16 protein-coding genes, 1 tRNA gene and 1 pseudogene are annotated in these 11,023 nt (G+C 62.6%); 4 read left to right on the top strand and 14 right to left on the bottom strand.

Annotation, left to right across the window (positions count from 1 at the left end):
* The coding region (locus ACIQ17_RS24945; RefSeq protein ID WP_398471957.1) for a hypothetical protein at positions 1–237 on the bottom strand (237 nt) is incomplete at its 3' end.
* A 141-nt stretch (positions 238–378) separates the two neighbouring features.
* Between ACIQ17_RS24945 and ACIQ17_RS24950 the strand changes: the two genes are divergently transcribed.
* Positions 379–549: a hypothetical protein gene (locus ACIQ17_RS24950; RefSeq protein WP_398471958.1), complete on the top strand. Its 171-nt coding sequence runs from the start codon at positions 379–381 to the stop codon at positions 547–549.
* Positions 550–825: 276 nt separating this feature from the next.
* Positions 826–1,116, top strand: a complete 291-nt coding sequence (locus tag ACIQ17_RS24955) for a hypothetical protein (protein WP_398471959.1) — start codon at positions 826–828, stop codon at positions 1,114–1,116.
* A 75-nt stretch (positions 1,117–1,191) separates the two neighbouring features.
* Here the strand turns inward: ACIQ17_RS24955 and ACIQ17_RS24960 are convergent.
* The 8 genes and pseudogenes from ACIQ17_RS24960 to ACIQ17_RS24995 all read right to left on the bottom strand — a co-directional run bounded on the left by ACIQ17_RS24960 (position 1,192) and on the right by ACIQ17_RS24995 (position 6,570).
* Positions 1,192–1,269: transfer RNA gene (locus tag ACIQ17_RS24960), tRNA-Pro, on the bottom strand.
* A 120-nt stretch (positions 1,270–1,389) separates the two neighbouring features.
* Complete coding sequence (locus ACIQ17_RS24965; RefSeq protein ID WP_398471960.1) at positions 1,390–1,539, bottom strand: hypothetical protein; 150 nt, start codon at positions 1,537–1,539, stop codon at positions 1,390–1,392.
* 808 nt (positions 1,540–2,347) lie between these two features.
* A pseudogene (locus ACIQ17_RS24970) lies at positions 2,348–2,618 on the bottom strand (MerR family transcriptional regulator); the annotation flags it as partial.
* Positions 2,619–2,716: 98 nt separating this feature from the next.
* The gene (locus ACIQ17_RS24975) at positions 2,717–3,049 is read right to left on the bottom strand and encodes an integration host factor subunit alpha (RefSeq protein ID WP_398471962.1); all 333 of its coding nucleotides are present in this window, start codon (positions 3,047–3,049) and stop codon (positions 2,717–2,719) included.
* Positions 3,050–3,196: 147 nt separating this feature from the next.
* Positions 3,197–4,168: a beta-ketoacyl-ACP synthase III gene (locus ACIQ17_RS24980; protein WP_398471963.1), complete on the bottom strand. Its 972-nt coding sequence runs from the start codon at positions 4,166–4,168 to the stop codon at positions 3,197–3,199.
* A complete protein-coding gene (gene plsX, locus ACIQ17_RS24985; protein ID WP_398471964.1) occupies positions 4,165–5,226 on the bottom strand; it encodes a phosphate acyltransferase PlsX in 1,062 nt (353 codons plus the stop codon). Before plsX ends, ACIQ17_RS24980 begins: the two co-directional genes overlap by 4 nt.
* Positions 5,227–5,434: 208 nt before the next feature.
* On the bottom strand, positions 5,435–6,031 hold the full coding sequence (locus ACIQ17_RS24990) for a YceD family protein (RefSeq protein ID WP_398471965.1): 597 nt from the start codon (positions 6,029–6,031) through the stop codon (positions 5,435–5,437).
* Entirely contained in the window at positions 6,028–6,570 is a 543-nt protein-coding gene (locus ACIQ17_RS24995; protein WP_398471967.1) for a ubiquinol-cytochrome C chaperone family protein, read from the bottom strand. Before ACIQ17_RS24995 ends, ACIQ17_RS24990 begins: the two co-directional genes overlap by 4 nt.
* 122 nt (positions 6,571–6,692) lie before the next feature.
* On the opposite strand from ACIQ17_RS24995, the gene ACIQ17_RS25000 reads away from it, so the two are divergent.
* Complete coding sequence (locus ACIQ17_RS25000) at positions 6,693–7,163, top strand: outer membrane protein assembly factor BamE (protein ID WP_398471968.1); 471 nt, start codon at positions 6,693–6,695, stop codon at positions 7,161–7,163.
* Between the two features lie 158 nt (positions 7,164–7,321).
* Entirely contained in the window at positions 7,322–8,329 is a 1,008-nt protein-coding gene (locus ACIQ17_RS25005; protein ID WP_398471970.1) for a Bug family tripartite tricarboxylate transporter substrate binding protein, read from the top strand.
* Positions 8,330–8,485: 156 nt separating this feature from the next.
* Here the strand turns inward: ACIQ17_RS25005 and ACIQ17_RS25010 are convergent, their stop codons facing one another.
* The 5 genes from ACIQ17_RS25010 to ACIQ17_RS25030 all read right to left on the bottom strand — a co-directional run.
* Complete coding sequence (locus ACIQ17_RS25010) at positions 8,486–8,641, bottom strand: hypothetical protein (protein WP_398471971.1); 156 nt, start codon at positions 8,639–8,641, stop codon at positions 8,486–8,488.
* A 108-nt stretch (positions 8,642–8,749) separates the two neighbouring features.
* On the bottom strand, positions 8,750–9,574 hold the full coding sequence (locus ACIQ17_RS25015; protein WP_398471973.1) for an arylamine N-acetyltransferase: 825 nt from the start codon (positions 9,572–9,574) through the stop codon (positions 8,750–8,752).
* A gap of 105 nt (positions 9,575–9,679) precedes the next feature.
* Positions 9,680–10,204, bottom strand: coding sequence for a hypothetical protein (locus ACIQ17_RS25020; protein WP_398471974.1), 525 nt, complete (start codon positions 10,202–10,204; stop codon positions 9,680–9,682).
* 29 nt (positions 10,205–10,233) lie between these two features.
* On the bottom strand, positions 10,234–10,644 hold the full coding sequence (locus tag ACIQ17_RS25025) for a hypothetical protein (protein ID WP_398471975.1): 411 nt from the start codon (positions 10,642–10,644) through the stop codon (positions 10,234–10,236).
* Positions 10,645–10,722: 78 nt separating this feature from the next.
* On the bottom strand, positions 10,723–11,023 hold a 301-nt coding region (locus ACIQ17_RS25030), incomplete at its 5' end, for a sodium/proton-translocating pyrophosphatase (protein ID WP_398471976.1).

Genomic DNA, 11,023 nt, shown 5'->3' on the forward strand with positions numbered 1-11,023 from the left:
GGTGCGCGTGCCGCCACGATAGCCGTGACGATGACCATGGCGCGGCGCATAATACGAACGGCCATGGCGATAGCCGGGACCACGATGATAGCCATGGTGGCGGTGATAGCCGCGATGACCATGGTGATAACCGGGACCGCCGATCTGGACGCTGATGCCTTGGGCCGAAGCCGACGACGTCGGGACGGCGATATAGAGAAGGCCAGCGGCAGCCAGCAGCGCAAGTTTCTTGATCATGGTTTCCCTTCCTGTGAAATCTGCAGTGACAAGTTCATAGCGGAGGAGAAGTTCCCATTTGATGTAAAGCTATCCAAGCATCGCTGCGTCATCGTTGCGCAGGCCGGGGGAACGTCGCATCACAACACGCGTTTCCGAGGCATGAACAACACTTCGAAACATCGCGAGGCTGAAAAGCCCTCCAGACCGGACGAGAAGACCTCGCCTGCCGGCACGCATGACAAGCCGGAATTGACCGACAAGCACAAGACGCCGGGCTCAGGCATGCTTCCCGATGACGACCATGACGAGGTCGAAGGACCGACGGGCTAGATGCAGGAGTGACGCGTGCATCAAACTGACGTTAGGACGTCATCACACATTCTTATGCGACCGCTAACGTCGCATTAACCGTCACGACTCACAGTGGTGACCAAGTTAGCGCGGGCCGGATGTACGCCTGCGTGGAAATGGCTCGGAGCTCATGGTTCCGGGTCATTTTTTGTTTTTGGAGAGCGCCCTGCCCGGTTCCATATGGCTGCATTGCCCCTGGGGCATGAACGATGCACGAAGCCACACGTTGCCCTTCCGAGAACAAGGAGAAGCAACATGAAGAGAACAGCACTCGCTCTTGCGACCATCGCGGCTCTTGGCGCGGCCACCATCACCACCAAGCCAGCGGAAGCACGTGGCGGTCGCAACGCGGCCATCGGCTTCGGCCTTGCAGCCGGCGCCCTTGCCGCCGGCGCAGCAGCCAGCGGTGCCTATGCTTATGGCCCGGGCCCAGGCTATTACGGCGGCCCCCGCTATTATGGTGGCCCCCGTTATTACCACGGTCCGCGCTACGGCTATTACGGCGGCCCGCGTCATTATCACCACCGCCATTACGGCTACTACTAGTGGCCACTGAAACGACGAAAGGCCCGGAGCAATCCGGGCCTTTTCGTAATTCGTCCAGCCATTTCAATGAGATAATGGTCGGAGCGAGAGGATTCGAACCTCCGACCCCTAGTCTCCCAGACTAGTGCGCTAACCGGGCTGCGCTACGCTCCGAATGCCTGACGGCGCTGATTGATTAGGGATATTCGCTGCGGGGCGCAAGGTCGTTTTGTCGATCCGCAAGCATTGGCTGCGCGGCACCGCGCACGCCCTGAAGATGCCGGTTCGGGTCGGCTACATTCCGACCAGCCAGACCACGCCAATGGTGGCCAGAACAGCCAGACCGCTCAGCGTCCAGCCTCCATAATAGCCGACATCGTCGTCGTGCTGGATGTCCTTGTGCTGGAAACCATGGTCACCAGCAGCCGAATGCCATTGGGTCATGTCTACCACCTCGAGAGATGATGCCTGCCAAATACAACTGACGACCATCGGACAAAGTTCCGCACGCATCGGCGATAACCAGGCTTCCAGACCGTAGACTAACTGCCGTCCTTCATCGCCGCATCCAGCGCGCGGCGGGCGGCGAGCAGCTCTTCCAGCACGGCTTCCAGCCGCTCGCGATCGAGGGAGCGGGTTGGCCGGGCCTGCGCGGCCTCGCGCGACTGCGGATTTGCGCGAGGCTCGGGCGCGAGATGGGCGCGTGGCACCGGCGCCGGATTGGCGCGGCTCATGGTGGCCGGATCGGTGCGGCCAATGGCCTGCTGCAGGCGAGGCTCGACGCGCGGCGCAGCGCGCATGGCCGGATCGCTCCGCACCTCCGGCGCCTGCGGGCGCAGGTCGGGCTCGCGGCGCGCCGTGACATCAGGGGCCTTCCGGGCGGTGACCGGCTCTGGTTCGGCCTCCTCCTCGTCTTCCTCTTCGTCGGCGCCTTCCTCCTCGGACTCGTCGTCCTCAGAGCCTTCCTCTTCGGCGTCTTCTTCCTCGCCGTCCTCTTCTTCGTCCTCGCCCTCGGCTTCTTCTTCGTCGCCTTCTTCGGATTCGTCCTCGTCAGACTCCTCCTCTTCGGCGTCCTCGGATTCCTCGCCGGACGCGTCCTCGAATTCGTCCTCGGCTTCGGCCTCTTCTTCCTCTTCCGGCTGGTCCTCGACCACCGGCGGTTTCGCGGCCGGCCGGTTCATCAGGGGGGCAGCAGAGGACATCCGCGGCTCCGACCCGCGCGCAGCCACGGGCGCGAAGCCAGGCGTGGCCTCTTCGTCCACCAGCCCCTGCACCGCCTTGATGCCGTTCTCCTTGAGGATCCGCTGCACACCGCGGATCGTGTAGCCCTCGCCGTACAGAAGCCGGCGGATGCCACGCAGCAGATCGACGTCGTCCGGGCGATAATATCGCCGGCCGCCGGATCGCTTCATCGGCTTGATTTGAGAGAACCGCGTTTCCCAGAACCGCAGGACATGCTGCGGGACGTCGAGGTCGTCGGCGACCTCGCTGATGGTCCGAAACGCATCCGGCGCTTTATCCAAGTGCAGGATTCCTGTGGTTCATGCCGGTGTTAATCAATAGCGTTTTCGAGCGACGTGGATACGGGTTCGCGTGAAGAAAACGCGTCAAAATAAACGACTCAGTCGTGGTCTTTGCCGTTACTCACGGCGTCGGCATTACCGTTGATGCGCTGTTTCAGGATCGCCGACGGCTTGAATACCATCACCCGCCGCGGCGAGATCGGTACTTCCGTGCCCGTCTTCGGATTGCGCCCGATGCGCTCGCCTTTACTGCGCACCATGAAGGAGCCGAACGACGACAGCTTCACTGTCTCGCCCTTTTCCAGACAATCCGTGATCTCTTTCAGAACAAGTTCAACAAACGCAGACGACTCGGTGCGCGACAAGCCTACCTTCTGATAGACCGCCTCACACAGATCGACGCGTGTGACTGTTTTTCCCGTGCCCGTCATGCCTGCCCCAAAAACTTCTCGGCGAACCGAAATTCGTCACGGAAACTAGGAGGTTAACGCCACCGGGTCAACACCGCAGGGCGCTGCAAGCGCATGGAAAGTCATGACAATTTGAGCTGTTGTGGTTTTGCCACCATCAACGGCGCATCACCACCGCACGAGTGCCGAGCCCCAGGTGAAGCCGCCGCCCATGGCTTCGAGCAATACCAGGTCACCTTTCTTGATGCGCCCGTCATTGACCGCAACGGCTAGTGCCAACGGGATCGACGCTGCCGAGGTGTTGCCATGGCGATCGACGGTGAGCACGACCTTCTGCGGCGCAATATGCAATTTGTGCGCGGACGCGTCGATAATGCGCTTGTTTGCCTGATGCGGCACGAACCAGTCGATGCTTTCCGCACTTGCACCGGTCGCGGCGAAGGCATCGACGATCACGTCGGTGATCATGCCCACTGCGTGCTTGAACACTTCGCGGCCTTCCATGCGGAGATAGCCGACCGTCTGGGTCGAGGACGGACCGCCATCGACATAGAGCTTTTCCTTGTGCCGGCCATCCGAGCGCAGATGCGTGGTCAGCACGCCGCGATCAGCCGTCGTCCCTGCGCCCTCTTGCGCTTCGAGCACGACGGCACCGGCGCCGTCGCCGAACAGCACGCAGGTGCCGCGATCGGTCCAGTCGAGAATGCGCGAGAAGGTCTCGGCGCCGATTACCAGCGCGCGCTTGCCGGCACCGGTGCGGAGCAGGCTGTCAGCGGTGGTCAGCGCATAGATGAAGCCCGAACACACGGCCTGCAGGTCGAATGCCGCGCCATGGGTGATGCCGAGCGCATTCTGCACCGCGACAGCGGTGGCGGGAAAAGTCTGGTCCGGCGTCGAGGTCGCCAGCACGATCAGGTCGATGGACTGCGCGTCGATGCCGGCATTGGCGAGCGCGGCCTTCGCCGCCTTGATGGCAAGATGCGAGGTGAACTCGCCTTCCGCCGCGATGTGGCGCTGCTGGATGCCGGTGCGCTGGACGATCCACTCGTCCGACGTATCGACCTTCTGGGCCAGTTCAGCATTGGTGAGGATGCGCTCCGGCAGATAGGAGCCGCAGCCGAGCACGACCGAACGTATCACGAGACAGCCTCCTGCGCGGCCGCAGGCGCAGGAACAGCGCCATGATCACGGTCGAGCGTTTGATTGATTTTATTGAGCAGGTCGTAGCGGACCATGTCGTAGCCGACATCAACCGCATAGGCGAAACCATCGGCATCGGTGCCGCCGTGGCTCTTCACCACGATGCCGTTGAGACCGAGAAACACGCCGCCATTCGACTTCGACGGGTCCATCTTGTCGCGCAGCGCCTTGAAAGCATTCTTCGCGAAGAGATAGCCGATCTTGGAGCGCCATGTGCGGCTCATGGCAGCGCGCAGATATTCGGCGAGCTGGCGCGCGGTGCCTTCCGCGGCCTTCAGCGCGATATTGCCACTGAAACCTTCGGTGACGATCACGTCCGCATCGCCCTTGCCGATGCCGTCGCCCTCGACGAAGCCGATGAATTTCAGTTGCGGCAGATCCGCTGCACGGAGCAACTCCGCCGCCTCGCGGATTTCCTCGCCGCCTTTCACTTCCTCGACGCCGATATTGAGCAGGCCGACGGTCGGGCGTTCGAGATCGAACATCACCCGCGCCATCGCGCTGCCCATGATCGCCAGCGACTTCAGGTGATGCGCATCACCGCCGATGGTGGCGCCGAGATCGAGCACGATGCTGTCGCCGCGCATGGTCGGCCAGACCGCCGCGATCGCCGGACGATCGATGCCCGGCAGCGTGCGCAGGCAGAACCGCGCCATCGCCATCAGCGCGCCGGTGTTGCCGGCGGAGACGGCCACATCAGCTTCGCCATGCTTCACCGCATCGATCGCCATCCACATGGACGACACCTTGCGGCCGCGGCGCAACGCCTGGCTCGGCTTGTCATGCATGGACACGGCGACATCGGAATGGATCACCTTCGACACTTTTTTCAGTGCCGGGTGGTTGGCCAGTTCGGCCTCGATCTTGGCGCTGTCGCCGACCAGCACGAATTCGCTGTCGGGGTGCCGGGTCAGCGAAATCGCCGCGCCGGGAATGACCACCGATGGACCGAAGTCACCGCCCATGGCGTCGAGCGCGATGCGAACCTTTTTAGCCATGAACGTCCTGGAAACCTGTCTTGAGCGGCGTCATCCACATGGCCGCCGACGAACTGCCGCGACCGGCGGCAGCAAAGTGATGGCATGAACCCCTTTACGGCGCGCGACAATAGCGTTTCCGCCATTTGACACAACACCTTGACCGGGCGTTTTCCCGTACCAGCCGCAGGGGTGGAACAGGCCGGAATCGGAACCGACCGGACCGATTTTACGTCTTTTTCGGCTTCGCAGCGGCGTCCTGCAGTGCCTTCAGCGCTGCAAACGGGTGCTCTTCGGGTTTTGGCGCCTCAACCTGGTCCTCGAACACCGCATCCGGCTTGCGCGGATAGGGATCCAGACCCAGAAACAGCGCGTCGGTGACCAGCTTGCCCAGATCGATCACCCCGTTCTCGATCGGCTCCGGCGGGTCCGGGCGCTCATCGTCGCTCTCACCGTCGTCGTCGTCATCCATTGATTCGGCGAGTTCGCGAATCTGCGACGGCGGCGCGAACACCACATCCACATCCTCATCGATCTCGTTTTCGACGGGATCGAGCGACACCACGCAGATCTGGGTCACCTTGCCGGTCACCCGGCCGGTGACATGCACGGTCCCGCCCCGCACCGGCAGCAACCGCAGTTCGGCCTTCACCGCTGCGATATCCGGCAGGCCGCCAAGCTCGGCCATGGCCTTGCGCTCGTCCGGCCGCGCCTCGATGGTCTGGGACAGGCCCACATCGGGGATTTCGGCCACCGGGACCGGCACGCTCCAGGGCGGCGGCGGAAGTTGCGACGGCGCAGCAGCGCCGCGATCGGATTTGCTCATGTCACTACCAAAGTTGCCGCGGGCGACGGAAACCGCCACGCGCCGGAATTCAAGGTGGCCGGATCGAGTCCTGCCAGGGTGTGGTCCGCCGCGTCCACATAGGCGGCGAGCTGCCGCGCATGGTCGATGTCGCGGCCATTATAGATATTCTTCGACAACGCCGCTGCCAGCGCCTCACGGCCCTCCTGCAGCGCAACGTCATAGGCCTTGGTGCGGCCGTAGAAGGCACTGCCGAATTCGCGCATTTTCTTCGGCACTTTGAGGTCGCTGGTGCCGAGTTCGCGCAGGTTGTCATCCATATCGTCGCAGAACCTGTCGAAAAGCCCCTGCGCCAGTTCGCTCTTCGGCTCCAGCCGCCGCAGCACCAGCCAGAGCTGCAGCACAACCATGTCGAACCGCGCTTCCACCGTGTCAGGCACGGCTAAATCACGGTAAAACAACGGTTCTCGGGCTTGCGCCACGATGGCGCCATAGATCGCTTCAATGGTGCCGCGCAACCGCGCCGGGGGCTTCCTGAATCGACTGAACGGCCAGATCATGACGGGTTCCTTGCGGGCCGGTCGGGCACGCGCATGTTGCATTCGGCAGTTCTGCCCGGTACGTCAACGCCTTCCGGGATGCAAGAGCCCCGGAAGCGCCAGAGGATGGGGATTCCTCCGATATGACCATGTCTAACCTGAACACTGCCCATCGCGGATCGCGCCTGTCCTGGCGCCGGGTCCGCTCGGCCGTGGCCGTTGCCGCCGTCTGCCTGTCGCTGGGCGCCTGCGCCGAGCAATTCCAGAAGGGCTATATCCTGCCGCCCGGCGCGCTGGAGCAGATCCCGATCGGCGCCAGCCAGGACCAGGTGCTGATCGTGATGGGCACCCCCTCCACGGTCGCCACCCTGAATGGCGAAGTGTTCTACTACATCTCGCAGCGCGCCGAACGCGCGGTCGCTTTTATGCCGCAGAAGGTCACCGACCAGCGCGTCATCGCGGTCTATTTCGACAAGGATCGCCGGGTGAACCGTCTCGCCAATTACGGCCTGCAGGACGGCAAGATCTTCGACTTCATCAGCCGCACCACGCCGACGTCCGGTTCGGAGATGAGCTACCTGGCGCCGCTGTTCCGATTGGTCAGCTTCCGCTAGTTGCACGACATTCCTTTCAGCAGAATGCAAAAGCCCCGCAGCACATGTTGCGGGGCTTTTTGTTTGTTTGCGGCGACGACGCGTCTTGTATGCCGCCACGGTGCTGACTACGATTTTGGCTAAGTTCAAAAGCAATAACGCCAAGAGAGGGAATACTTATGACCAAACTGGTTACGCGCCGCCGTGTACTCACCGGCGCCGCAGCGCTCTCCACTGCTGCAATCCTGCCGCGCGCGAGTCTCGGCGCCGGCGAATGGAAGCCCACTGAAACCGTCCGCATCATCGTGCCGGCTGCAGCCGGCGGTTCGACTGACGTCATGGGCCGCATGCTTGCCGCGCATCTGCAGCCGGTGTGGGGCCAGTCGGTCGTGGTGGAAAACCGCTCGGGCGGCGGCGGCACCATCGGCGTTGCTGAAGTCGCGCGCCTGAAAGGCGACGGCCATACGATCCTGGTCGGCAATCCCGGCCCCAACGCCATCGCCTACAGCATCTTCAAGAATCTGCCCTACAAGATCGATCAGCTGCAGCCGATCTCCAACATGATCAAGCTGCCCAACATCATGTGCGCGCATCCGAGTGTCGGCATCAAGACGATCCCGGAACTGATCGCCTATATCAAGGCCAATCCGGACAAGCTGAACTATGCCTCCTCCGGTGTCGGTCAGAGCCCTCACCTCACCGGCGCCTGGTGGCTGCAGCTCACCGGGCTGAAGATGCAGCATGTGCCGTTCCGCGGCGCCGGCCCGGCCTTGCAGGCGGCGCTGGCCGGCGACGTGCAGATCCTGTGCGACAATCTCTATCCGTCGCTGCCACAGGTGCTGGATGGCAAACTGAATGCGCTCGCGGTGACGACGCCGGAACGCAATGCACAGTGTCCGAACGTGCCCTCGATGCGCGAGACCGGTGTCCCCGAACTCAAGAACTTCGACGTTTCGACGTGGTTCGGCGTGTTCTCTCCCAAGAGCACCCCGACCGAAGCCGTGACCGCGCTCAACGAGCAGATCAAGGTCCTGCTCGCCACCGACGCCGCCAAGAAGAGCATCGCCGCCATGGGCGCCGTGCCCGATTACGGCACGCCCGCGCAGTACCAGGCTTTCGTCGAAGCCGAGACGCTGAAGTTCAAGGGCATCATCGACAAGGAAGGCCTGCAGATGGAGGTGAAGTGACGTTCGTCACGACGCTTCGTTAAACACGCATAAAAGGCCCCGTAGGATGGGTATAGAGAAGGCGCGTCAGCGCCGGAGCGAAACCCATCGGCGGAGCCTGCGGCGATGACAGAATGATGGGTTTCGCTCCGCTCTACCCATCCTACGGCAGCGGAGCTACTGTCCCTTGTTGATCTTCTTGATCTTGGCGTCCTGCGCCTCGATCGCCAGCGTTAGCTCCATGATCGCCTTGGACAGAAGCTCGGTTGCTTCCTTCTGGTCCTGCGACTTGGCGGCACGCAATGCGTAGTTCTTGGCGGATGACAGGGACATGGCTCTCTCACGGTGATGATCGGTCGTAGGGCGGATGAGCCGAAGGCGTAATCCGCCGCAACGAGATCAGCAAGCGCCGCGGCGGATGACGGCTACGCCTCATCCGCCCTACGTCTGCGTGCGATTAATGATCGCCCACAATTCCTCCACCGGCACCGGCGGCGCCACATTGAACGTCTCGTCCAGCACCTGTCGGAGCTCCCGCGCGCTCTCCAGCGTCCGCGTCGACATCTGCTCCCCATCACGCGCCTCAACGATGAGATGGCGATTGACGAGCTTGAACCGGCGTTCGCGCGTTACCCGCTCCACCACCAGCGTGGTTGGAAACGGCACGGACGGATTGGTCGATGTGTACCAGTTGCCGATCTCGTAATCGGACTGCAACTGCGGAACGAGATCGAACACATACATCATCCGCCAGCCGCCGGCGCGTTTGACCGCCAGCCACAGCCGCCCATCCGTCTCCGTGATCCGGTAGGTCCCCATCGCCGTGGTCTGTTCGACATCCGCGACCAATCGCAATGGCGCGTCGAGCACGCAGGCGCCGAAGCCGACATCGGCGAGATGCGGCCCCTCCGGCAGATCCACCTTGAGGAGCATGTGGGTCTTCGGCCCGAGCGGACTGACCGGCGGCGCATTCCAGCGCACGCGTCCACCGAGACCGGTGACCTTGAAGCCGATGGCTTCGAGCGCTGCCCGCAGCACCGCGTTGTGTTCGTAGCAATAGCCGCCACGCCGGCTTTCGATCAGCTTGCGTTGCAGCGACGGCAGATCCAGATCGACCGGACGCCGCAGCAGCGGATTGATCCCCTCGAACGGGATCGCATCCACATGCGCGGCATGGATCGCCGTCAGCGTCGCGAGGTCGGGCGCCGCCTTGCCAGTGAAACCGATCCGCTCGAAATAACGATCGAGGTCCAGAACATCCGTCATCGTTTCCCCCTATTGATCGCGACGATAGCCGATTGGCCCACGACCGACTGCCGGGCTTGCTTCACGATTTGCGACAATACGTGTTGCGTCAACTTGCGCGAACGATCATGTTGCCATCCGGCTGCGGACAAACGTCGCCACCGTATCGCGCTCGGCAACATCGGTGAAAGCGCGCTGGGGAATGCGCACCGCCTGCAGACGCCCGAACCAGATCATCAGCCCGTCCTGCTCGATGGTGACGTCTTTCACTGTCGACCAACGTCCTTGGAGAGCAAGGCCCTCGCCTCGCGCATCGACACCATCGTCGTCGATCGTCACCGCAAAGCGCGTCCAGTCCTCAGCGCCGATCAGCGCCAGCCGTCGCATCGCGCCAGCATGCAGAAGCTGGATGACGACAATCATCGCGACCATGCCGAGCAGAAAGGCGATCACGCAGCTGACACCGATGTCGAAGGCGCGGAGCCGCGTGAAAGAAGCGAGAACGACTGCAACCGGAATGGAGACGCTGATCGCCGCCGGGTAGATCCATTTGGGTGGCTTGCTCTGATGGCGCCCCATGGCGCTGTAGAACTGTCGATAGTCGTCGGGTGTCAGATTGAGCGAATAAGAGTACAGGCCGGCAGTCGCCATTCACAATTCCCACTTGCGGAGCGGGAGCGCTAACTCCTCGTCCCGTATTTCCGCGCAAAATCGCGCCCGGTGCGGGCGACACAAACCGCCGCCTGCCCCTGATACATGGTGCCGTCCTTTGCGGCGATTTTACTGCATTTCGCCCGCGCCTTGTCATAGGCCGCCTTCGTTGCCGGCAACGCTTTCGGCAGGAAACGCGGTTCGCATTTCGCCAGTACCATGTCGGACAGCGCGTTGTCCGCAGTCGAACCGATCTGGCAGAGATCGAGAACCCGAAACGCGCCTTCGCAACTGAACTCGGTTTTGACCGCGGCCGTCACCGCGTTGACAAACCCACCGGCCTTGGCAGCAGCCTCATCGTCGATCGGACATTTCGGGGCGGCGAGCGCTGGCATTGCAAAGGCGAAGACAGCGAGAATGGCAACAGCGATCCGACGCATCACACTCATCTTTCAAACAGCCAAAGAGAAATCCCGCGGCTTTCACCGCGGGATTTTTGCATTGACCGGTGCGGCCGTCTAGTGAGCCAAAATCGCCAGCAGCAGCAGCGCCACGATATTGGTGATCTTGATCATCGGGTTCACGGCGGGGCCCGCCGTGTCCTTGTAGGGATCGCCGACAGTGTCGCCGGTGACGGCTGCCTTGTGCGCGTCCGAACCCTTGCCGCCGAAATGACCGTCCTCGATATACTTCTTGGCATTGTCCCAGGCGCCGCCGCCCGAGGTCATCGAGATGGCCACGAACAGACCGGTGACGATGACCCCGAGCAGCATGGCGCCGACCGCGGAGAATGCCGCCGACTTGCCAGCCGCGCCGCCG

Origin of the sequence: Tardiphaga sp. (assembly GCF_044340795.1) — a bacterium.
GTDB lineage: Bacteria > Pseudomonadota > Alphaproteobacteria > Rhizobiales > Xanthobacteraceae > Tardiphaga.

Bases quoted from the DNA above. Each gene is read 5' to 3' on its own strand.
- ACIQ17_RS24950 (WP_398471958.1), top strand. From the start codon at position 379: ATGAACAACACTTCGAAACATCGCGAGGCTGAAAAGCCCTCCAGACCG.
- ACIQ17_RS24955 (WP_398471959.1), top strand. From the start codon at position 826: ATGAAGAGAACAGCACTCGCTCTTGCGACCATCGCGGCTCTTGGCGCG.
- ACIQ17_RS24965 (WP_398471960.1), bottom strand. From the start codon at position 1,539: ATGACCCAATGGCATTCGGCTGCTGGTGACCATGGTTTCCAGCACAAG.
- ACIQ17_RS24975 (WP_398471962.1), bottom strand. From the start codon at position 3,049: ATGACGGGCACGGGAAAAACAGTCACACGCGTCGATCTGTGTGAGGCG.
- plsX (WP_398471964.1), bottom strand. From the start codon at position 5,226: ATGGCTAAAAAGGTTCGCATCGCGCTCGACGCCATGGGCGGTGACTTC.
- ACIQ17_RS24990 (WP_398471965.1), bottom strand. From the start codon at position 6,031: ATGAGCAAATCCGATCGCGGCGCTGCTGCGCCGTCGCAACTTCCGCCG.
- ACIQ17_RS24995 (WP_398471967.1), bottom strand. From the start codon at position 6,570: ATGATCTGGCCGTTCAGTCGATTCAGGAAGCCCCCGGCGCGGTTGCGC.
- ACIQ17_RS25000 (WP_398471968.1), top strand. From the start codon at position 6,693: ATGACCATGTCTAACCTGAACACTGCCCATCGCGGATCGCGCCTGTCC.
- ACIQ17_RS25005 (WP_398471970.1), top strand. From the start codon at position 7,322: ATGACCAAACTGGTTACGCGCCGCCGTGTACTCACCGGCGCCGCAGCG.
- ACIQ17_RS25010 (WP_398471971.1), bottom strand. From the start codon at position 8,641: ATGTCCCTGTCATCCGCCAAGAACTACGCATTGCGTGCCGCCAAGTCG.
- ACIQ17_RS25015 (WP_398471973.1), bottom strand. From the start codon at position 9,574: ATGACGGATGTTCTGGACCTCGATCGTTATTTCGAGCGGATCGGTTTC.
- ACIQ17_RS25020 (WP_398471974.1), bottom strand. From the start codon at position 10,204: ATGGCGACTGCCGGCCTGTACTCTTATTCGCTCAATCTGACACCCGAC.
- ACIQ17_RS25025 (WP_398471975.1), bottom strand. From the start codon at position 10,644: ATGCGTCGGATCGCTGTTGCCATTCTCGCTGTCTTCGCCTTTGCAATG.